This window comes from Paenibacillus macerans, assembly GCF_050565405.1.
GTDB classification, from domain to species: Bacteria; Bacillota; Bacilli; order Paenibacillales; family Paenibacillaceae; genus Fontibacillus; species Fontibacillus macerans_B.
The window spans coordinates 278,596-299,305 of record NZ_JBNYYG010000002.1 but is presented as its reverse complement, the minus strand read 5'-3'; the positions used below and the strand labels follow the sequence as shown (position 1 = coordinate 299,305).

General features: G+C 50.0%; 26 protein-coding genes. 19 read left to right on the top strand and 7 right to left on the bottom strand.

Annotated features, from left to right (window positions below; genetic code table 11):
* Positions 1-156: 156 nt before the first annotated feature.
* Positions 157-669 (top strand): Crp/Fnr family transcriptional regulator, encoded by a 513-nt coding sequence (locus ACQ4N8_RS03410; RefSeq protein ID WP_430702906.1) that lies wholly within the window; start codon positions 157-159, stop codon positions 667-669.
* Between the two features lie 413 nt (positions 670-1,082).
* Here ACQ4N8_RS03410 and hmpA read toward each other — a convergent pair whose 3' ends face one another.
* The gene (gene hmpA, locus ACQ4N8_RS03405; RefSeq protein ID WP_430702905.1) at positions 1,083-2,297 is read right to left on the bottom strand and encodes an NO-inducible flavohemoprotein; all 1,215 of its coding nucleotides are present in this window, start codon (positions 2,295-2,297) and stop codon (positions 1,083-1,085) included.
* Positions 2,298-2,738: 441 nt separating this feature from the next.
* On the opposite strand from hmpA, the gene ACQ4N8_RS03400 reads away from it, so the two are divergent.
* Positions 2,739-3,401 carry a YitT family protein gene (locus ACQ4N8_RS03400; RefSeq protein ID WP_430702904.1) on the top strand — a complete coding sequence of 221 codons (663 nt, stop codon included), beginning with the start codon at positions 2,739-2,741 and terminating at the stop codon, positions 3,399-3,401.
* Between the two features lie 46 nt (positions 3,402-3,447).
* Here the strand turns inward: ACQ4N8_RS03400 and ACQ4N8_RS03395 are convergent, their stop codons facing one another.
* Entirely contained in the window at positions 3,448-3,936 is a 489-nt protein-coding gene (locus tag ACQ4N8_RS03395; RefSeq protein WP_430702903.1) for a DinB family protein, read from the bottom strand.
* A gap of 131 nt (positions 3,937-4,067) precedes the next feature.
* Here ACQ4N8_RS03395 and ACQ4N8_RS03390 point away from each other — a divergent pair, with 131 nt between their 5' ends.
* Positions 4,068-4,634, top strand: a complete 567-nt coding sequence (locus ACQ4N8_RS03390) for a CGNR zinc finger domain-containing protein (protein WP_430702902.1) — start codon at positions 4,068-4,070, stop codon at positions 4,632-4,634.
* Between the two features lie 74 nt (positions 4,635-4,708).
* On the opposite strand, the gene msrB is transcribed toward ACQ4N8_RS03390, so the two are convergent.
* The gene (gene msrB, locus ACQ4N8_RS03385; protein ID WP_430702901.1) at positions 4,709-5,689 is read right to left on the bottom strand and encodes a peptide-methionine (R)-S-oxide reductase MsrB; all 981 of its coding nucleotides are present in this window, start codon (positions 5,687-5,689) and stop codon (positions 4,709-4,711) included.
* Between the two features lie 456 nt (positions 5,690-6,145).
* On the opposite strand from msrB, the gene ACQ4N8_RS03380 reads away from it, so the two are divergent.
* Positions 6,146-6,832 (top strand): TerC family protein, encoded by a 687-nt coding sequence (locus ACQ4N8_RS03380; RefSeq protein ID WP_430702900.1) that lies wholly within the window; start codon positions 6,146-6,148, stop codon positions 6,830-6,832.
* Between the two features lie 81 nt (positions 6,833-6,913).
* Here ACQ4N8_RS03380 and ACQ4N8_RS03375 read toward each other — a convergent pair whose 3' ends face one another.
* On the bottom strand, positions 6,914-7,726 hold the full coding sequence (locus tag ACQ4N8_RS03375) for an AraC family transcriptional regulator (protein ID WP_430702899.1): 813 nt from the start codon (positions 7,724-7,726) through the stop codon (positions 6,914-6,916).
* A gap of 247 nt (positions 7,727-7,973) precedes the next feature.
* Between ACQ4N8_RS03375 and ACQ4N8_RS03370 the strand changes: the two genes are divergently transcribed.
* The 5 genes from ACQ4N8_RS03370 to ACQ4N8_RS03350 all read left to right on the top strand — a co-directional run bounded on the left by ACQ4N8_RS03370 (position 7,974) and on the right by ACQ4N8_RS03350 (position 11,940).
* On the top strand, positions 7,974-8,744 hold the full coding sequence (locus ACQ4N8_RS03370; protein ID WP_430702898.1) for a sugar phosphate isomerase/epimerase family protein: 771 nt from the start codon (positions 7,974-7,976) through the stop codon (positions 8,742-8,744).
* On the top strand, positions 8,737-9,819 hold the full coding sequence (locus ACQ4N8_RS03365; RefSeq protein WP_430702897.1) for a Gfo/Idh/MocA family protein: 1,083 nt from the start codon (positions 8,737-8,739) through the stop codon (positions 9,817-9,819). The genes ACQ4N8_RS03370 and ACQ4N8_RS03365 overlap by 8 nt, the downstream gene beginning before the upstream one ends.
* 33 nt (positions 9,820-9,852) lie before the next feature.
* Complete coding sequence (locus tag ACQ4N8_RS03360; RefSeq protein WP_430702896.1) at positions 9,853-10,821, top strand: sugar phosphate isomerase/epimerase family protein; 969 nt, start codon at positions 9,853-9,855, stop codon at positions 10,819-10,821.
* A 172-nt stretch (positions 10,822-10,993) separates the two neighbouring features.
* A complete protein-coding gene (locus ACQ4N8_RS03355) occupies positions 10,994-11,311 on the top strand; it encodes a winged helix-turn-helix transcriptional regulator (RefSeq protein ID WP_430702895.1) in 318 nt (105 codons plus the stop codon).
* A gap of 59 nt (positions 11,312-11,370) precedes the next feature.
* The gene (locus ACQ4N8_RS03350) at positions 11,371-11,940 is read left to right on the top strand and encodes an FAD-dependent oxidoreductase (RefSeq protein ID WP_430702894.1); all 570 of its coding nucleotides are present in this window, start codon (positions 11,371-11,373) and stop codon (positions 11,938-11,940) included.
* Between the two features lie 69 nt (positions 11,941-12,009).
* Here ACQ4N8_RS03350 and ACQ4N8_RS03345 read toward each other — a convergent pair whose 3' ends face one another.
* From ACQ4N8_RS03345 to ACQ4N8_RS03335, 3 genes are all read right to left on the bottom strand, one after another.
* Positions 12,010-13,206, bottom strand: coding sequence for a tyrosine-type recombinase/integrase (locus tag ACQ4N8_RS03345; RefSeq protein ID WP_430702893.1), 1,197 nt, complete (start codon positions 13,204-13,206; stop codon positions 12,010-12,012).
* Positions 13,207-13,277: 71 nt separating this feature from the next.
* Positions 13,278-13,664, bottom strand: coding sequence for a hypothetical protein (locus ACQ4N8_RS03340; RefSeq protein WP_430702892.1), 387 nt, complete (start codon positions 13,662-13,664; stop codon positions 13,278-13,280).
* Positions 13,657-14,271, bottom strand: a complete 615-nt coding sequence (locus tag ACQ4N8_RS03335; protein WP_430702891.1) for a LexA family transcriptional regulator — start codon at positions 14,269-14,271, stop codon at positions 13,657-13,659. Before ACQ4N8_RS03335 ends, ACQ4N8_RS03340 begins: the two co-directional genes overlap by 8 nt.
* Before the next feature lie 214 nt (positions 14,272-14,485).
* Here ACQ4N8_RS03335 and ACQ4N8_RS03330 point away from each other — a divergent pair, with 214 nt between their 5' ends.
* From ACQ4N8_RS03330 to ssb, 10 genes are all read left to right on the top strand, one after another.
* Positions 14,486-14,674 (top strand): helix-turn-helix domain-containing protein, encoded by a 189-nt coding sequence (locus ACQ4N8_RS03330; RefSeq protein WP_430702890.1) that lies wholly within the window; start codon positions 14,486-14,488, stop codon positions 14,672-14,674.
* Positions 14,675-14,703: 29 nt separating this feature from the next.
* The gene (locus ACQ4N8_RS03325; protein WP_430702889.1) at positions 14,704-14,925 is read left to right on the top strand and encodes a helix-turn-helix domain-containing protein; all 222 of its coding nucleotides are present in this window, start codon (positions 14,704-14,706) and stop codon (positions 14,923-14,925) included.
* Between the two features lie 54 nt (positions 14,926-14,979).
* On the top strand, positions 14,980-16,095 hold the full coding sequence (locus tag ACQ4N8_RS03320; RefSeq protein ID WP_430702888.1) for a ParB N-terminal domain-containing protein: 1,116 nt from the start codon (positions 14,980-14,982) through the stop codon (positions 16,093-16,095).
* Position 16,096: 1 nt separating this feature from the next.
* Positions 16,097-16,525, top strand: a complete 429-nt coding sequence (locus ACQ4N8_RS03315) for an ORF6C domain-containing protein (RefSeq protein ID WP_430702887.1) — start codon at positions 16,097-16,099, stop codon at positions 16,523-16,525.
* Complete coding sequence (locus ACQ4N8_RS03310; protein ID WP_430702922.1) at positions 16,525-16,746, top strand: KTSC domain-containing protein; 222 nt, start codon at positions 16,525-16,527, stop codon at positions 16,744-16,746. Before ACQ4N8_RS03315 ends, ACQ4N8_RS03310 begins: the two co-directional genes overlap by 1 nt.
* A 97-nt stretch (positions 16,747-16,843) precedes the next feature.
* Positions 16,844-17,224 carry a hypothetical protein gene (locus ACQ4N8_RS03305; protein WP_430702886.1) on the top strand — a complete coding sequence of 127 codons (381 nt, stop codon included), beginning with the start codon at positions 16,844-16,846 and terminating at the stop codon, positions 17,222-17,224.
* A 90-nt stretch (positions 17,225-17,314) separates the two neighbouring features.
* On the top strand, positions 17,315-18,862 hold the full coding sequence (locus tag ACQ4N8_RS03300; RefSeq protein WP_430702885.1) for a hypothetical protein: 1,548 nt from the start codon (positions 17,315-17,317) through the stop codon (positions 18,860-18,862).
* Positions 18,855-19,193 carry a hypothetical protein gene (locus tag ACQ4N8_RS03295; RefSeq protein WP_430702884.1) on the top strand — a complete coding sequence of 113 codons (339 nt, stop codon included), beginning with the start codon at positions 18,855-18,857 and terminating at the stop codon, positions 19,191-19,193. The genes ACQ4N8_RS03300 and ACQ4N8_RS03295 overlap by 8 nt, the downstream gene beginning before the upstream one ends.
* Entirely contained in the window at positions 19,190-20,239 is a 1,050-nt protein-coding gene (locus tag ACQ4N8_RS03290) for a hypothetical protein (RefSeq protein WP_430702883.1), read from the top strand. Before ACQ4N8_RS03295 ends, ACQ4N8_RS03290 begins: the two co-directional genes overlap by 4 nt.
* Before the next feature lie 13 nt (positions 20,240-20,252).
* On the top strand, positions 20,253-20,690 hold the full coding sequence (gene ssb / locus ACQ4N8_RS03285; RefSeq protein ID WP_430702882.1) for a single-stranded DNA-binding protein: 438 nt from the start codon (positions 20,253-20,255) through the stop codon (positions 20,688-20,690).
* Positions 20,691-20,710 lie beyond the last annotated feature (20 nt).

The window sequence follows — 20,710 nt, the reverse complement described above, 5'->3', positions numbered from 1 at the left end:
ATGTTCTTTTTTGGACATAAAAAATACTCCCCCTACAGTAACAGGTTTTATTATTTCACCTGTCTACCGTATGGGGAGCATATCAGAATTGGGACAGCCCTCGGCATTTTTGCTATAATAAATGTAATTGCGATTTAAGGGAATGGAGAGATTAGCATGATTTTGCATAAAGGCGAAATCTTGTTCAGGCAAGGCGACGACGGAGCTTTTTTGTATCATATCAAAAGCGGCTTGTTTAAAGTGACGCGCCTGCACGAGAACGGAAACATGGTCCTGTTTAATATTCTGTATCCGGGAGAGACCGTGCCGCATCACTCGCTTATCACGCCCAAAGAGGTGCACGGAACCGCGATCGCCCTCATGCGCAGCGAGGTGGAGGCGATTCCCTCGCAGGTATGGTACCGCGAGCTGCAGGAGGATCCGAAGAAGCCGCTGGAAGTCGCCGGGCTGCTCCAGGAGAAAGTCCGCTTCATGCAGGAGCGGCTTGATCATCTGACGGTCGGTACGCCGGCCGAACGGCTGGAGCTGTTGACCAAATGGCTCGGGCAGCATGCCCATGGCGTGCCGCTGACCGATTATTTGACGCAGGAGGAAATCGGGCAGCTGATCGGCGTGCGGCGGGAGACGGTCAACCGGCTGCTGCGGGGCCATGGTCACGATCGGACTTGATTTTCGGCAACCACCGCCTTGTTTGAGCCGTTTTTTTAGCCGTAACGGACCCCAGAGACCTTATCTGGTAAAATCGACAGGCCTCTAACTTTTAACGGATCCCAAAGACCTTATTCCAGGTGAAATGGGGCATCTTTGCTTGTTTTTGATCAGATAAGGTCTTCCCGGTCCGTTAGACTGGGAAATAGGCCGGGAAATCGAGAATAGCGTCATCTCTGTCCGTTAGCATGAAAAAGAAGACGGTTATTCATTCCCACTAACCATTAAGCATCGATTTACCGCTATTGGGTGCCGCCTTCCCTCATCCGCTTGTAACAACCGTATTATGAAAGCTGCTGACTCGTTCAGCGGCTTTTTCAATCGCAAGAAACGGCCGTTTATCGCGGCTGTCTCTTAAGGATTACGTGATGCTATTAGCTGATCGTGTCCTCCAGGCTGTCCGCCGGGCCGAAAAATTCAAAGTGCATGCGCTCTTCCGGAACGCCCCACTCTTTAAGGGCGCGGCGGATCGCCTTCATGAACGGCAGCGGTCCGCAGAAATAGAAGTCGCTGCTCGCGTCCGTCACGGTTTTCAGCCAAGGCAGATCGATAAAGCCGGTTTTGTCGCAGCTTTCGCCGTCTTCCGGCGTTTCGTATACGAAATAGGAACGGAGGTTATCGCGGGTACGCGTAAGCTCGGCGATCGGCTCCTTCAACGCGTGATGTCTGCCGCTGCGAGCGGCGTGGATATACACGATTTCCCGCTTCGAGCCGCTTTGCAGCGTCGTTTCCAGCATGCTGACCATCGGGGTGAGGCCGACGCCGCCGCTCAGCAGTACGAGCGGTACCTGCTTGGTCTGATCCAGCGTGAAATCCCCGGCAGGAGCGCTCAGCTCGAGCACATCCCCTTCGCCGATCCGGTGATGCAGATAGGTAGAGACTACGCCGACCGGACGGCCTTCGTCGGCATCCTCCCGCTTCACGGAGATGCGGTAGAACGGTTGTCCCGGTGCGGCCGACAAACTGTAGTGGCGCAGATGGGTAAATTCCTGGCCCTCCGGCTTCACCCGAACGGTGATATATTGCCCCGGCTCGTAAGCGGAAATTGCCAGACCGTCCTCCGGCTTCAAATAGAAGGAAGTGATCACATCGCTTTCCTGCACCTTGCGTTCGACAACAAAACGGCGAAAGCCGCGCCAGCCGCCTTGTTGCTGTTCCGCTTCTTGATACATTTCCGCTTCGACGCTGATAAAGACGTCGGCGATCACGCCGTAAGCCCGGCCCCAGGCGTCAAGAATTTCTTTCGTGGCGGCATCGCCAAGCACCGTTTTGATCGCCGCCAGCAAATTTTCGCCGACGATCGGATAATGCTCCGGCAGAATTCCCAGTGCCCGGTGCTTCTGGGCAATCCCGCGAACGACCGGAAGGATGTCATTCAGCCGGTCGATGTGGGCTGCCGCGGCATATACCGCGTTAGCCAGCGCCGTCGGTTGCTTGCCCTGCCGCTGGTTGGCATGGTTAAAGATGTTAAGCAGCTCGGGGTGATTTTTGAACATCGTTTGGTAGAACGTTTTCGTAATGGTTTGCCCGTGTACCTCAAGCACCGGTACCGTGGATTTAATGATCTCAATCGTTTTGGCGTCGAGCATGAAAGAACCCTCTTTTCTGGTAATTTCGTTCCACCTCAGTATAGGGAGCGTCTAAGCGCAAAAAGGTGACTCTCGTCACACAAAAAGTTGCCGAAATGTGAACTGTTACTAAAATGCAATGATAAGTATCACATCATTCAGATAAATTTTATCGATGGTGGGTCAAGGCATACAGTCATGATTCGCTTTGTGGTATAATATGAATAGAAGAAATTCAAACAGAAAGGATCAGGATACCATGTGTCCCCGAAGGACGAAATCCCAAAGGACGATTTGGAAACGTTGTGATCTCTCTTATACTTAGCTCCTTTCGTAGCTAGTCGGTAACGGCGACAAACCTACGAAAGAAGCGTGAAATCATGCGAAGGATGAATTCCTCATGGATCTTCTCCGTAGGACGTTGCCGGAAGGTCAACCAATCTGCGATAAGAGGGATTCCAAATGAGGACAAAAACAAAATGGCAAGTTGACGGCATTCGATTGTTGACGATGTTGGCAGGTTCTTGTTTATTGGCATTTACGTATTATCATATCAATTTTCAAAATGGATTATCGGAAGGCGGTTTCGTTGGTTTGGCCCTGCTCGGCAAATATCTGTTCGATCTTCCTCCAGCCTTGACCATGATCGTGCTTGATTTGCCGATCGTAGCGCTGGCCTGGTGGTTGAAGGGGCATAAGTTCGTGGTGAATACGCTCGTGGCTTCGCTGGCGTTTTCGCTGTTTTACGAGCTGTGCGAGAAATATTCGCCGCTGACGATGGATCTGCATAACAATTTGCCGCTGGCCGCGTTATCGTCGGGTCTGCTTACCGGATTCGGGGCGGGACTCGTATTGCGGGCCGGAGGGGCGAGCGGCGGGGACGATATTTTATCCATGCTGCTGAGCCAGTGGTCGGGCATCAAAATCGGCACGGTCTTCGTGTTGATGGATGCCGTCGTGCTAACGGTCTCATTGTTGTATTTACCATTCAAAGAAACGATGTTTACGATATTGGCGGTCACGATCGCCGGCAAAATGATCACCTGGACCGTCCACTACGGACACGGTCAGCTGACGCCGATGCGTCTGCCCTACCGGGTGAAGGAGAAAACGGCTCGAGCCTAAGGCTCGGGCCGTTTTTTTTAGTTTGCCTGAAAGGGGGGAAGATGATTTAAGATCTCCAGGAGCCCTGCTGCTTGCGGATAAGCACGATTTGCCCGGCGTGATAGGCGTCATGCAGCATCCATCGGGAGAGCTCCCGCCCGGTAGATTCCGTCGTAGTGGCATAAGGAGCTTTCAGATCGGATTCGCTTAATCCGGCGATCGCATCGCGCAGCTCAAGCGCAATCCGTTTCGTTTCGGCCAATGCGTCGGCCCACGCTTTTTCGTCTTGCCCGTCATCGTTAACGGCAAACGTTTCCTCGTTCGTTTCGACGCGGGCTCCCGGATCGATGCCCTTCAACCGGCTCAAGATACGCTGATTGTAATAGTTGATATGGCTGACCGTTTGCCAAATCGTGTTGCCGCCACCTGGCGGGGGCCAGGCTGCCTGCTGGGCGGTGACGCCCTCTAGAGCCGTCGCCAAAGGCACGATCCATTCCGCCAGCTCCCAGGTATTGTCTTTTTGCAGCACCAAAAGCTCAATTGCATTCAAGCTCATCCAAGTTCCTCCTTACGAATGTAACTGGTTAAACTTTATTTGAAGGGTTACAATGTGATTGTAGCACAATAGGGTTGAAAATGTAACCACTTAATTTAAGTTTAGATAGTTACATCTGGGAGGGGCAGAGGTTGGAGACGCTTTGGAGCGATTTTATCAACAGCGAATGGCATGATTGGCGGGGCAGCGGCCGCAGCGAGGATCGGCTGGAATTTCCGGACTGGCAGGCCCGATTCCTGCGCGACTGGCGCTTGAATGCGCCCGTGCCTGCGCCGGCAGAGGACATCCCGTCGATGCGAAGCTTTCGGGAGCGGCTGCATGCACTGGCTACTCGGTTGGCTGCAGGCGGCGACATGGACGAGGGCGACTGGCGGATGCTCAACGAGCATCTGGCGCTCGGCGCGGTGAAACGTCGACTGACCGGCGAGCCGGGAGCCGTAAAGCTCGACTTCGTGGCGGTGGCGGAGGATTGGCCCCAGGTGCTGGCGGAAATCGCCGCGAGCTTTGGCGAGACGGTGCTGGAGGGGGAGAAGGGACGTTTCCGCGTATGCGACAACCCGGATTGCCGGTGGGTCTTTTACGACGATACGCGCAACCGTACGAAAAAATACTGCGACGACAAGATGTGCGGCAATCTGATGAAGGTGCGGCGATTCCGCGCCCGCAGGAAGGGCGGTCAGGAACCCGGCGAGACCTAAGCGTCAAAACGCTCGAGCCGTCAAATAAAGCAAGGCTGCCAACTCGGGCAGCCTTGTTGATGTCTTGTATGAAGTTATTCGGCGGCTTCGTCGAACAAATACAGATACTCCCCGTAGCTTTCCTTCTCAAGGTCGGCTTTCGGCACGAAGCGCAGCGCCGCGGAATTGATGCAGTAGCGCAGCCCCGTCGGCTCCGGTCCGTCCTCGAAGACGTGGCCAAGGTGGGAATCCCCCAGCCGGCTGCGAACTTCGGTGCGGATCATGAAATGGCTCGTATCGGTTTTTTCCTTGATGTGGTAACTCTGCAACGGGCGCGTAAAGCTCGGCCAGCCGCAGCCGGCGTCGTATTTATCTCGGGAGCTGAACAGCGGCTCGCCGGAGACGATATCGACGTAAATCCCGTCTTCCTCATGGTCCCAATATTTCCCGGTAAAAGGGCGTTCGGTCGCATTGTTTTGCGTAACCTCATATTGGATCGGCGTCAGCCGGCGCTTCAATTCTTCACGGTCGGCCGGACCGGACCAATGGTGTTCCAGGAACGCTTCACGTCCGGAGCCCTTGCGGTACAGCTTGTAATGCCCCGGATTTTTCTTGTGGTACTGCTGATGGTATTCCTCGGCCGGATAAAAGGGCGCCGCCGGTATGATCGGCGTGACGATCGGTTTGTCAAAACGTCCGCTTTGCGCCAGCTCCTGTTTGGATTCCTCCGCTTCCTGGCGCTGCTGCTCGGTATGATAAAAGATAGCGGTCCGGTACGATTCGCCCCGGTCGTGGAACTGTCCGCCTTCGTCCGTAGGGTCGATTTGCTGCCAGTACAGCTCGAGCAGCTTGCGGTAAGGAAACACGGCCGGATCGTACGTGATCTGTACGGCTTCGTAATGGCCGGTGTGTCCGGCGCAAACCTGTTCGTAGGTCGGATTTACCGTATGTCCTCCGGTATATCCGGAAATGATGCCGTGGATGCCGGGCAGCTCTTCAAAGGGCGATACCATGCACCAGAAGCAGCCTCCGGCAAACGTGGCCGATTCTAAATTGGAATTTGACGCTGGACTCATTTGGGATCCCTCCGTTTCGCTCCTTATTATAACTTGTTTTTTCCCAAACCCAAAACGTTCCCGGGAAAAGGCTGGTGCACTTCCCAAGTACGTGCTATAATAATCCCATTAAAACATGCATGGTTCCCAAAGGGGAGTAGCTGATACAATAAAGTCGTCATTACGGGAGTTATACATACCCCGGCTTTATTGGCAACCAACGAGTTGTTAGCGAGACCTTTGCCCGTCGCGAGTATTGGGTAAAGGTCTTTTTGATGCATATATTGCGTCGTGCCCAATATGGACACGGCGCATTTTTTTTGGAATGCGGATGGGGGTTCTTCCCGTATCCCCGACTGTATAAAAGGATGATCAACAGCAAAACTACCTCTATCTATATTGCCGGAGCACCGGAGCTGGAGGCAGGTTTCCAAAAAAATGGGTTCAAGCATGGAAACATTAGAAAGGGGAGAGAACATGGATCTATTTTCGGTGGATTTTTGGATGGCGTTATTATCCATTGTGCTGATTGACCTTGTCCTTGCCGGGGACAACGCGATCGTCATCGGTCTTGCCGCACGAAACGTGCCGCGCCAGGACCAGACGAAAGTGATCATTTGGGGGACCGTCGGGGCGATCATCATCCGGGTCATCATGACCTTGCTGGTGGTGCAGCTGCTGAATATCCCGGGCCTTCGTCTTGCCGGGGGGCTTGCCCTGGTCTGGATCGCCTTTAAATTGCTGGTGGAGGAGAAAAACCACGAAATCAAAGCGGGCAACCAGATGTGGGCCGCGATTCGCACGATTATCATCGCCGATGCCATGATGGGCCTCGATAACGTGCTGGCGGTAGCCGGTGCCGCGCATGGGGACTTCCTGCTGGTCGTCATCGGTTTGGCCGTTTCCGTACCGATCATGGTTTGGGGCAGCACGATGATCCTGAAGCTGACGGAGCGTTTTCCGATCGTCATTACGATCGGTGCGGCCGTTCTGGCTTGGACTTCGGCCAAAATGATCGTCGAGGAGCCGCTGATCCACGATTGGTTTGCCAGCGCCTGGATCAAATACGGGTTCGAGGTACTCGTGATAGTAGGCGTTGTTTTACTGGGGACTCAAATGAAGAAAAGAAAAGCGCGCCTTCGTCAGGCCGTCCAACAGGCATAATTCATTTAAATCACGGGAAACGCAAAAACGCCGCGGGATCTGCACGCAGATCCCGCGGCGTTTTTTGCATGCTGGGCCCGGCTAGTCGCGGGCCATCTGGCGGAATTGCTTCGGCGACATGCCGAACCGTTTGCGGAATACGCGGTGAAAGTAATTATAGCTGGGAAAACCCGAGCTTTCCGCCACATGTTCGAGCGATAACGGACTGAATATGATCCGCTCCCGGGCCATGTTAAGCCGCACTTCCAGCGTATATTGGATCATGCTGGTATTGAATGCTTGCTTGAACAGATGCACCGCGCGGGAAACGCTGATGCCGACATGGGAGGCGGCATCCTCAAGCTTAAAAGGAGAGGCAGCATTTTCCTCGATAAAATTCTTTAGCCGGTGGGCAAGATAGGTAGGATAAGTAGGCAACGGCTGCTCCAGCAAATTCCGCTCGATCTCCAGGCACAGGATTCTCAAATAGTATTCGGAGATCTCCGGAGTCGGGTTGGAGATTCGGCGCTGCTCCAGCATGATCTGCCGAAACGCCCCCACGACGCCTTCCGAGAGCGGAACCTTCAACCGATGGGGCAGCGTCCGGCTTCGCCACCAGGCTTCGATCCATTCCCCGGCCAAAAAAATATGGTAATCGCCGCTGGATACCGTAAACTCGCCCGCTCCGTTAGCTTCCGCTTCGATCTTAAGCTCGTAAGGATCTCCAGGCGCAAAAAGCAGCAAATCCCCAGGCTCCAGAAGTTCCAAGCGCCCGTTGAGGCGCGTTCGGCATTTTCCCGCGGTCTGCAGCCGAATCAGGTAATTTTCATGTCCGTTCATTTGCGCCGTATGGAACGGCTTGCGGTGCAGCGAATAGCCGGCATGCAAAATTTGCAGGTTTGCTTCTTCCTTCATTGGTGTCCTCCACAGGGTTCTCGAAAAAAATGACCAGATTGTTCATGTTTCAATCATATTATTCATTTTACAACGCGGCGTTTTGAAATACCATGGTACATGGAAACGTCTTCACGGTAGACGAAATGCTGGCCTGCCATGTGCTGGAAGCGATGCATGCGGCAGCCCGATCGTCGCGCGAAGACGGCATATTGAGCTTGCTCCCGTGAATTTTGCTATCGAATAATCTAATATGAGGTGATGGGACATGACACAGATCGGTTTGCAGCTTTATACGGTAAGAGACCATTTGGAACGCGACTTTGAAGGCACGCTGCGCAAGGTGGCCGAGTTAGGCTATAAAGGCGTGGAATTTGCCGGATTTTATGGACGTACAATAGAACAGGTGCAGCAAATTTTGCAGGAAACCGGATTGACCGCGATCGGCTCGCATACATCGTACAACCGCCTGAAGGAAGCGTTGGCGGAAGAGCTTGCCTTCAACAAAGCGATCGGCAGCCGTTATATCGTCGTGCCGTATTTGGCGGAAGAGGACCGCAACCGCTGGCCCGAAATCATCGAGGATCTGAAAGGGTTCGGACAACGCTGCAAAGAGGAAGGTTTGGTGCTTTGCTATCATAATCATGATTTCGAACTTACGCTGCAATTGAATGGCAAACCTGTCCTTGACGTGATTTACGATGAGGTCCCGGCTTCGCTGCTTCAGGTCGAGCTCGATTCCTGCTGGGTCGCCTTTGCCGGAGCCGATCCGCTGGAGTATATCGCTACATATCAGGGACGGCTGCCGCTGGTGCATTGGAAAGACCTGGTCAAGAAAGCCGACGGCTCGCCGGAGACCGTGGAGCTGGGGCACGGGGAAATCGCGATTACGGAAATCGGCGATGCCGCCATCGCCGCAGGCGTGAAATGGTTGATCGTCGAGCAGGACCACTGCGCCGGCAACTCGCTGGAAAGCATTGAGGAAAGCATGGTATGGGTACGTGCTTACGCAAATAAAGGAGGTAAAATCGATGTCTAAAACATTAAAGGTCGCGATCATCGGATGCGGCGGGATCGCAAACGGAAAACATTTGCCTAGCCTGGCGCAGCAGCCGGAAGTGGAACTGGTCGCCTTCTGTGATATCGTGGAGGACCGTGCGGTCAAAGCGGCGGCGGAATACGGCGTCGAAGGGGCCAAGGTATTTGCGGATTTCCGCAAACTTCTTGCTGAAAGCGATGCGGAAGTCGTTCATGTCTGTACGCCAAACGATTCCCATGCCGAAATTACGGTAGCTTCTCTGGAATCCGGACGTCACGTCATGTGCGAAAAACCGATGGCGAAGACGGCCGAGCAAGCCCGCCAGATGCTGGATGCGGCCAAACGGACGGGCAAAAAACTGTCCATCGCTTACCAAAACCGCTTCCGCAATGACAGCTTATATTTGAAGCAGCTGTGCGAGCAAGGGGAACTCGGGGACATTTACCTCGGCAAAGCGCTGGCGCTTCGCCGCCGGGCGGTTCCAACCTGGGGCGTGTTCCTCGACGAAGAGAAGCAAGGCGGAGGCCCGCTCATCGATATCGGTACCCATGCGCTGGACTTGACGCTGTGGCTAATGGATAACTATGAGCCGAAAAGCGTGACCGGTTCGGTCTTCCATAAGCTCGGTCACCGCGAAAATGCGGCCAACGCTTTTGGTCCGTGGAATCCGGAGGAGTTTAAAGTGGAGGACTCGGCCTTCGGTTTCATCACGATGAAGAACGGAGCCACGATTATTCTCGAATCGAGCTGGGCGCTGAACGTGGTGGATTTCGGCGAAGCCAAAACGCTGCTTTGCGGCACGGAGGGCGGAGCCGACATGACAAACGGTCTGCGGATCAACGGCGAGAAGCTGAGCCGCTTGTACGAAACGAAGGTGGATCTCGGCTCCGGCGGCGTGGCCTTCTTTGAAGGGAAACAGGAAACCGATGCAACGCGCGAGGCGAGAGCTTGGGTCGAGGCGATTCTCGAGGACAAGGAGCCGATCGTGAAGCCGGAGCAGGCGCTGGTCGTGACGGAAATTCTCGAGGCCATTTACGAATCGGCGAGAACCGGTAAAGCGGTTTATTTTGAATAACGGCGTTGAACGAAGAACGGGGAGGGATTTAGGATGAAATTAGGCGTATTTCTGGTATTGTTCGGAGGACTTCCGTTGGAGCAGGCCCTGGATAAGGCGGCTGCCCAAGGGCTGAAAGCGGTGGAGATCGGCACCGGCGGCTACCCTGGCAACGCGCATTGCAATCCGGAGGTGCTGCTGGAGAACAAAACGGCGCGGGAGGAGTTCAAAAAGGCGGTGGAATCGCGCGGACTGATGATCAGCGCGCTGAGCTGCCACGGCAACCCGCTGCATCCGCAAAAAGCGGTCGCTAAGGAATTTCATGATGCTTTTGTGAAAACGGTGCAATTGGCGGAGCTGCTGGAGGTGCCGGTCGTCAATACGTTCTCCGGCTGCCCGGGCGACCATGAGGACGCGAAATACCCGAACTGGCCGGTGGCGCCGTGGCCAAACGACTATCAGGAGATTCTCGATTGGCAGTGGAGCAATAAAGTGATTCCTTACTGGTCGGAATGGGGCCGATATGCCGCCGATCACCACGTCAAAATCGGGCTGGAGCTGCACGGCGGATTCTCCGTGCATACGCCGGCTACGCTGCTGCGCCTTCGCGAGGCGGCCGGCGAAGCGATCGGGGCCAACCTCGATCCGAGCCATATGTGGTGGCAAGGGATCGATCCGGTTCAGGCGATTTCGATTCTCGGCCGCGCCGGCGCGATTCACCACTTCCATGCCAAGGATACGACGATCGATCCGGTGAACGTCAATCGCTTTGGCTTAACGGATATCCAGCCATACACGAACATGCAGGACCGGGCTTGGCAATTCCGTACCGTCGGTTATGGCCACGATCTCAAGACCTGGGCCGACATCATCAGTGCGCTTCGCCTATACGGCTACGATTACGCCGTAAGCATCGAGCATGAGGACGGACTGATGTCGATCGATGAAGGCTTGACGAAGGCGGTACGACATTTGCAGCAAGTGCTGATGGAGGATTCCGCCGCCGAGATGTGGTGGGTATAAGTAACAATAAACGTAATATACTATATTAGCGGCCGCCGCCAGGGCGGCCGTTTTTTTAGATGATAGCGAGTACCCCCTTACTTTCTGCGTTCAAATGTGCTAATATGAAATATACTAACTAAATGTAAGTTTTAAGCATTTAGGGCTTGCTATGATAATGAGGTGAACTTTTATGGATGAGCATTCTCATGAGATGTGTCCGCGATTTGAATCGGCTTTTTCGTTTCTGGGAAAACGCTGGAACGGATTGATCATCAATTCTTTGATGAGCGGGCCGAAACGATTCAAGGATATTTCCAATCAGATTCCTTCCATGAGTGATAAAATGCTGTCGGAGCGGATGAAGGATTTGGAATGTGAAGGGATCTTGATCCGCCACGTTTATCCCGAAACGCCGGTCCGGATTGAATATGAATTGACCGATAAAGGCCGTGCGCTTCGTCCCGTCATGGAAGAGGTCCAGTCCTGGGCAACCGAGTGGATCAAGTGATTCGCATGCCGTTTTCCGGCGCGGAGGCGGCATGAATAATATTGAAAGTGGGTGTACTTGTGGCTGAGGTAATTGTCATCGGAGCAGGGCCGGCGGGAGCCAGCGCAGCACTATTTCTGGCCAAGGCGGGGAAAGAGACGCTCGTTCTGGACAGCAATGCCAGCATGACCAAACGGGCCTGGATTGAAAACCATTACGGCGCCAAGGATATTTCCGGACCGGATCTGTTGAAGGTCGGGCGGGAGCAAGCCGAGAAATTCGGCGCTAAATTTATTGAAGAAAAAGTAACGGTCGTGGATACGAACGGCGGATCGAAGGTTACCGTCAAGACGGAATCCGGCCGCAGCTATGAAGCGTCCCATATCATATTGGCAACCGGTGCCATCACTGAACTTGCAAGCGCTATCGGCCTGGAGCTCAAGGAAGGCCGCGAGCCGAGAATCAAAACCGTAATCGCCACCGACGGTCTAGGCCATACCAGCGTTCCGCGCGTTTGGGCTGCCGGCACGGTAGCCGGCGTCAGCGTGCATACCATCATCACGGCCGGTGACGGCGCCAAGGTTGCGATCGAATTGATCAGCGAGCTGAACGGCGAACGTTACGTGGATCATGACGTACTGAAGGTCTAGAACGGCTTGTTCACAGGGGTTATAGCGTTGATAAAACTATAAGGGTAACATTTGGGTAACACGAGGGGCTTATTGGTCTTTCATGAGTTCATCGAACTTTTGAGAGGCCTCTAGGCTCTTTGTTTTAGTCACATGCAAATATATGTTGCGGGTTGTGTTGGCATTGCTATGCCCCAACCGATTCATAATAGCTTCCAGGGACACACCGGCCTCGGCCAACAGCGAGCAATGAGTGTGCCTCAAAGAATGGGGCGTAATATCAATGCCCAGCTCACTATGGGCCAAAATCCTCTTCATGTATCGTCGAAGCAATGCAGGGTATATCGGAAAGCCCGCATTGTCGAAGCCAAATTGACAAAATACGAAATCCTCATCGTGATAAGTTGGGTGTTTCTCTTTCACTGCCTCCAGTTGGTCTTTATGGTTTCGCAGTTCATTTATGAGTATTTCGCCAATCTCAATAATACGCTTGGATTTTTTAGATTTTGGCGGAACCAAGGCGTATCCGCGAAGCGTATTACCAGGGTTGTACAGGGTTTTAGTTACGCTTATCGTTCCTTGTCCAAGATCAACATCCTTCCATTTTAAAGCAGACATTTCCCCAATACGCATTCCCGTATAAGCAAGAGTCAAGAATATAATATAGGCCTCGTTTGGTAGAACAGTTTTGGCCGATTCTAAAAAGAGGGTTAATTGCTTCTTCTCCAGATATTTAGGTATCTCTGAATCTTGTTCCAAGTCATCCACGGTAGGAATTTCCTTCTTAAGAACGGTATACTTCGTCGGGTCTTTCCGGATCGTTTCGGTTTTCAGGGCGTATTCAAAGATCATTTGCCCTGTGGTGTGTATACCTGAAAGCGTACTGAAGCCAACTTTTTCTCCCAAATCATTAATTATAGTTTGGTATTTATTGTGGGTTATGTCTTTAAGTTTGATCTTTTCAAGGTGGGCGTTTAACTTTCCAACCTCATAATTACGTAAGCGCAAGGTTGACGGCTTCACCCCCGTGTTGGCATATGTTTTAAGCCAATCCTTTGTGAAATCTCCGAATGTAATTTTCCCCTCTTTAACATATTCACCTTTCTCCACCTCAGCAATAAGCAGGGCTGCCGCCTTCTCCGCTTCGGCTTTTGTCTTGAATCCACCTTTCTTCTTCTGTTTGCGCTCCCCCTGTCCAATATCGACGATGTAAGACCAGGTAGCATTGCATTTGCATCTTTTGTCTTTCGGACATTTGCAATGAGGCTTGTAATAATGTCCTTTCATTTTCCATCACTCCAAACATATGTTCTATTTTCGGATATATTTAAACAGCCTTGCGGCTGGAAAGCAAGGTATTAACGAAAGTCCATATTTGATACTAGGTTCATTTGAGCGACAATTTCGATGTCATGCATTGAAATAATAAAATGCTGTATGTCACTAAGCTTGAATGATGGAGCATATTCTTCTCCACGGATATTCTTCAATCGTTCCTTTACCCTTGGTAGATATATCCCTAACTGGTCGGGACGCTCCATATTGACAACTAACTCGGTTTGAACAATTGACAGACCAAAAGAAGAATCATCTATGTCATATCGAGAAAACCGTTGAAAAGGAGTGTGTAAAGGGAAATATAGAGTTTCTTGTTTCCAGTCAAAGTCTCCCTGAGGCTTAACCATAAGCCAGGCTGGCCAACTGCCATCTTCGCTGTAGTCATAAATTACGCCTAAATCATACATCAAAAACCACCTGCTTTACTTGTCCTTGAATCATTACTTCATCGATCGGATAGACCTTCGGCGGGATATTACGATTCGCAGCCTGAAGGATGACGTTATCGTCTTCGTAGTAAACTCTCTTTAACGTACCCTCATCACCGTTCACGATAACTACCCCTATTTTTCCATGTTGACAGGTTCGCTGTTTACGCACCAAGACACGCATACCCTCGGCGATCCCCTCATCGATCATACTGTCTCCCTTTACGATCAAGTAAAAGTACTCTCCATCTGAAACCGCATCCCTCGAGACAATCTCGTAGCCGATGATGTCTTGTTGCGCCAAACTGTTATATCCTGCCCTGATTTCACCGTAAATAGGGATCTGTACTAAGTCGGCATTCTTTATTGTAGAGATTGTACTGTGCCCAGGTTGTTCAGTTTTCCCCTGGAGATATTCAATAGATACCCCAAAGTAATCAGCAATTTTTTGAAGCTTATCTGTTTTAGGTGTGTATTTTCCTTGCTTCCAGCCGGTCAAAGTAGCTGTAGAGACTCCAGTTTCCTGAGCAAGTCTGTACGCAGTTATTCCCCGTTCCGCTAGTAGTTGTTCAAATACTTCATACATTAAGATCACCCTTAGAGATTAATTTAAAAAGTTAAGCTATTTTCCGTTGACACGCTAAAATAGCTATGTTAGTATACAGACATAGCTAGAAAACTTAGCGAAAAAACGGAAAGATCTAAAATTTCTTTTATAACTTAGGTCGCACTATGATTATATAAGAAAGCTTAGCTTCCGTCAATAATGTTGTTTTGAATATTTAGGATGGGGGGTGTGGATGTTGTACGAAAAATTTCAGGAGTTGCTACGAAGAGATGGGAAAACAGCATATCGTGTAGCCAAGGACACAGGGGTATCGACTGCCACGTTGACAAGTTGGAAAAAAGGAAGGTATAAGCCGAAGGTGGATAAGCTCCAAATTCTTGCTGATTATTTTGATGTTAATGTTGATCACTTTCTGTCTTAATCCACTTAGTAAAAAAGCGAGGGAAGGATATGAAAAACTTCGACCAGCTACCTGATCTGCTCACAGCGCAGAACGTTGCTGACTACATTTCCATATCGCGCCGAAGAGTCTATGAACTGTTCCAATTGCCTGTGGATCGCGGCGGCATTCCTTGCATAGAGATCGGGGCAACAAAACGGGTGTATAAGCATGATCTGGCTAAATGGCTTTCATCCAAAAAACCAGTGGAATCAGAGGGCGTAACATCATGACGATTCTCATCAACTCGATCCATCGTTTTACCATTATTAGAAAGGAGAATCGAATTGCTTATTGATATCGAAAAGATCAAAGTCGCAGATCGAATCAGGAAAGATTTCGGCGATATTGAAGAGTTGGCCCGGGACATCGATCAAAACGGATTAATCAATCCAATTGTGCTTACACCGGACTATCAACTTATCGCCGGAGAGCGACGGTTAAGAGCCCATCAATATCTGAAACGGCAGCAGGTGGAAGCTCGGGTAATGGAGATTTCAGATTATGAACATCAACTCCGCTTGGAGATTTCTGAGAACGAACACCGCAAGGAATTTACCTTTTCCGAACGGATCGAATGGGCTAAACGCCTTGAGGAACTTGAGCGGATCAAAGCCAAGGAGCGGATGGCGGGTAAGGAAAATTTACCTGGGCATGAAGGCGGTCAAGTTCGGGATATTGTTGCGGAGCAAGCGGGATTTGGCAGCGGAAAGCAGTACGACAAAGCTAAATTCATTGCTGAAAATGCCACGCCAGAAATCATTCAACAGCTTGATGCCGGTCTAATCAGTACTCATAAAGCCTTTATCGAAACGAAGAACCGTCTTGAAGCAGCCCTTAAGGATGCGGAGGATCGAGCTGAACAGGCTGAACAGGAAAAACTTGATCTGCAACGGAAGTACAAGGACGCCGTACCAGCCGAACAACTTGATGAAGCAGTGGCTGCCGCCGTAGAGCGGCATGAGGAAGAATCCACGATATTTATTAAACAAAAGGAGAAAGAGGCCGAGGTCCAGCTTAAGCAGCGGGATGAATACTGGAAAAACAAACTCAAGGAGGAAATAGATTCCGAGCGCGTCAAGGTTGAACAACTGAAGTCGGGATACCAGCGGGCAAAAGAAGAGATCGAAACCTTGAAACTCCAGCAACCGGACAATTTTGACGAGCAGCAGGCGGCGGCACAAATGAAGAAACTCCGCTTCGAAGCTGACAGCAATACGATTCAAGTCAGTATTCATATCAAGCAATTCCTCCAGAAGGTGGGAATTACATCATTCATGCTTGGGGCCGTTGCCGGTGCAAGCAGCAGCGAGAAGAAGCGACTTTCGGAAAGTTTGGATATGCTTGAAGCTTTTGCCGAGCAATTAAGACCAGCCGTAAACGGCAGAAAGGCGGTAGATTAACATGTCGATGTCGATTGTGGATCAAAATGATTTTTTGGCTGTAGTGGAGAAACAGATGCAGTTAACTGAAAGTCAGGGCCTTGCTATTCGCGGATTAGTCGAAGGTATCAGGCAAATGCAGATGGATGTTACAGAAAAAGTCGAGGAAGTTCAAATCATGGTCCAGGAGGTCCGCGATAGCGTCACCTTGACAGACACTGAATGCTACCAGTTGCAACATGCCGTACGGATCAAATCCAACGAACTGACCAAGCACCGCTACAAGGAATCCGACGAAAATTTCAAAGACATGGTTGGGCGCTATCGTCGGATGATCTGGAGCAAAATGAAGGAACGCTTTGAAGTCGCCAAATACAGCCATATTCGCCGGATTGATTTCAATGATTCGATTGATTTCGTTCGAGATTTCAGACCGGAGGATTACATTTGATGGAACTTATCCCTGTCCAATCTTCAAACGTTGCTGCTGTTGGACATGACGGCTCTAAGCAAATCCTTTTCATCCAGTTCAAGGGGAATGCCAAGGTTTATGAACATCACGGCGTTTCTGCAGACGTTTTTAAACAGCTTCAAACCGCTGAATCTGTTGGAAGCTTTTACGCCCGGAATATCAAAGGCAAATACCCAAATCAGCCACCACAGGAGGCCTAATAAGCTATGACACTCTTTGATTTGGCTGATCGTTGGAAAAGAAATGAGCTTCAATACAATATCATTCAGCGCAATATCAAAAGAAAGGAGCAGCCAAATGCCAATTGACAAAGAGTTTGTAACACAGATTCACGATGGCAAGGATGTTGTCTTTGTAGAAAATCAGGAACATAACCTCTTGGTTTATCAATGGGAAGGCGGAAATGATGTCATTCTTAAGCTGTCATGCCAAAAGGATATCTTAGCCGTAAGGGATCTGCTCAACACCGCATATCCAACAACAAAGGGAAGATTCGAAAAATTAGATGCTGCCATCAAGGAGTTGGAGTTATTCGAAGACTCAATAAAAAATACATCAGCTTCGGCGGTATTTTATGAGGGTGGTCGGCTTGCAAGTGTCTTGCCGGATATTATCGAGGGATTGAAGGAGGTTCAAGCAGAGTTGCTAAAAAAAGAAAAACCAGCTTTGCAGAGCTGATTTTTCGATGACTCAACCATTTTTGGCGAAAACACTGTCCATCAAAACATGTTTTCGCCTCCATAATAACACGATTTGGAGGAATTGTGAATGCTGTTGATTAAGGGTTTGGGCGTTAAAGGATTCCGGGGATATCTGGATCACCAATCATTCCGCTTTGGCATGATCAATGAAATCGAAGGCGGGAACGGCCGGGGAAAATCTTCAATCATGGAGGCCATTTCATTCGGTGCAGCCGGTGTGGATAAATACGGCAAGGAACGTTGCGCTGACAGGCTTATGAATAATCAAAGCAATGAAATGGTTATTACCATTGAAATTGAAGTAAACGGAACGACTTATGAGATCGAACGCCAAGTTACACGCCTAAAAAACAAAATGGAGACGCGCATCCTTATTAATCGCTTACAGGGTAGCCAAGACCAAATTGATCAAATCCTTGGAAATCGCCGACGCTTCCTGACCTCATTTTTACCTCAATTTCTACTTACCATGTCTGATAAAGATATGGAATCCGAGTTTGTTTCACTCATTCCTCTTCCGCGCGATGAGGTTGTATATGCAGCGCTGGCCGAGGAGAATCCAGACGCCGCCAAGATTCTAAATGGCGTTTCACTTGTCGATCCTAAAGTATTTATTTCCAAAGAATCGAGTGAGTTGGACCAGTTTAAAGAAGACCTTATTCGACTTGAAGGCAAGGAAGAAGAAATCAAAACTGCCTTAACAGCCGATATCCCGGATTTAATCCCGATTGACACAACGGAAATAGATGGTTTGAAGGAAGCGATTAAGGCTATCGAAGCTTTGAAGCCTACGCCCTCGGATATTTCCGAACTTCAAAATGAACGCCAATCACTATTAGGCGAATATAAAGCTCTCCAAGCTGGGCTGAAATTCGAAGAGGACCTTTTCATTACCTGCGAGAACTGCGGGCATGAAATCGATTTGAATGCAGAACAGGCTAAAAAGAATGAAGAAATCACCGCCAAGTTGGTTGAGATCCAAGACAAGGGTAAGCAGATTGCTGCTGAAATCGAAATCATCCAAGAAGCTGACCGTAAGGCGGCAGAGGAATTTCAGGCGGCAAACGAATCTTCTTTGTCCGAATTACGGGCTGAATTGGAGCGATTGGAAGCCAACCTCAAGGTTACTCAGCAACATAACTTGAGAGTTGAAATGTTGCGAGAGAACCAAAAGTCAGCTCGACAACGGCAAAATGCCGTCCGGGATGAAAAGATCGAGCTGGCCGATGATATCGAAAAGGCGGAGGCCCGTATTAAGGCGGCTAAGGCTTTCAACATCACACGCTGCGAAATGCAGATGAAAGACATTAAAAAGCACCTTAACAGAGCTTCAATCCGACTTTTTGAAGTCGTGAGAAGCACGGGAGAGGTTAAACCAGCCTTCAAAGCTGAATTTGACGGCAAACCGCTTCGGGTGCTGTCTACATCGGAAGAAGTCCTTTGCTTCCTTGAATTTTCCAAACTATTCAGAACCTATTCCAAAACGAATTATCCGGTATTTGTGGATTGGGCTGAGTCTATCGAAGAAATCCCGGATCAGCATACACAGACCTTCATTGCCCGCATGATCCCTTATAAAGATCTTGAAGTGAAAGAGGGTGCTTCCATTGCCTGAATATTTTCCGAAATATGTAACGGAGATCGAACTTGCTTCTGGTGGTGACATGAAGAAACTTCTTCCGAAATATGAGGAAATTCCAGAAGAGTTCAAGGATATGAACAACCGGACTAAATGGAACAAGTTTATCTCCCAATGGTTTTATTCTGGCGTTGAAAATCTGGAAATTGAGAGAAAAGAGGGGGTTGACCCCCAAATGGCACTTTGGCACATCGGAGCTATTTTAGCCTCTCGTGAACCTAAACATGAACATAAAATGGCCGGCTGCGCATACCTCGCCAGTCTCTGGTTTGAAGAAGTGAGCTTTGAAAGAGAGGCGAGAGCATGACAACGAAAGCCAAGGAAACTGAACAGGAACTGCCTAAAGCTCTTAAAACATTCGAGGAGTTAAAGGAAGTAGCTAAACAATATGGGGTGGAGATTCCGCTTAAATCCCCCTTTACGCCGGATGACGTTAACCGAGTGCTGCCCATACTTCGCTTGCCGTTGGATGAAGAAGCTATTCAAGAGTCCAGGGGGAGCGAAACTCATAGAGGATATGATACGACCGGATATTCCTATCAGGCCCATGTCGATCGTATGAATTGGGTTTTCGGCCCTACGAACTGGACTTGGATTCTCCACAATGAATCCTACGATGATAGCCAAGTCACCGGAGGAGGATATGTAAGACATCTATATTCTGCCGAAATTGAATTACTCATTGGCTACCGAGCATTTAATGAAGAAACCAAACGCTGGGAATGGATTACCGTTCATAATGTTCCGCCAGTATCTACCGATCATGAACATTTTAAGGAAAAGGGATCTGCTAGAAAGGGCATGTTGACCAAAGGCATTAAACGGGCAACATCTTTCCTGGGCGTTGGCGCAGATGCTTACCTTGGAACGCTGGATGATGATCTTTCCACTGGGGCAGAAGCTTCGGATGATACCAGGACGAGGAAAAAGATTGATAAGGCCATTGATTCTAAAGGATACATCCAATTAATTGAGTTAGGACGGAAGAAAGGCTTTGCCTCTGAAATAAAGCTTCGTGAATGGTATAAAACGAAGTCGGAGGGAGCCATAAGCAATGATCCAGCTAACCTAACCAAAGCTGAATCCAATGAGGTTAAAAGCTGGTTATTCAAACTGGAAGATCGCTCTGAGGAGAACGATGGAAGCCAAGAGACCGGAGCGGAGATCTCGGAGGAAGATCAATCTGAACAGCAGATAGATTATCCCAAAACACTGGATGAGCTGATGTCCGCTGACGAATCTTTGATCCTTAAAATCGCGGCAGATTACAGTTTTCAGATGCCAGCATCGATCACGCCTAAAAATAAAGGGCCGCTGTGCAAAACATTGGCTCAGCTCATGGGGATTAAGTGAGGAGGGAATTTGATTGTTGAACCGTGTCATTCTGATAGGGCGGCTAACTCGCGATCCCGAGCTACGGTATACACCAGCGGGCGTAGCTGTAACACAAATTACGTTGGCCGTGGACAGACCGTTTACCACGCAAGGGGGAGAACGCGAAGCTGATTTCATCCCGGTAGTAACCTGGAGACAGCTTGCCGAGAATTGCGCCAACTACTTGCGCAAGGGTCGTCTTACCGCCGTTGAGGGGCGGATTCAGATTCGCAACTACGAAAACAATGATGGCCGACGCGTTTATGTTACTGAAGTCATTGCAGATAATGTCCGGTTCCTTGAATCAAACCGTTCGGGGGACTCGGCGGGAAATAGGAATCAAGGTGGAACGTCGCATAGCAATCAATCAGATCCGTTTTATGACGACGGTAAGCCTATTGACATCTCGGATGACGACTTGCCTTTCTGAGATGCTGAAAGGACGTGGCT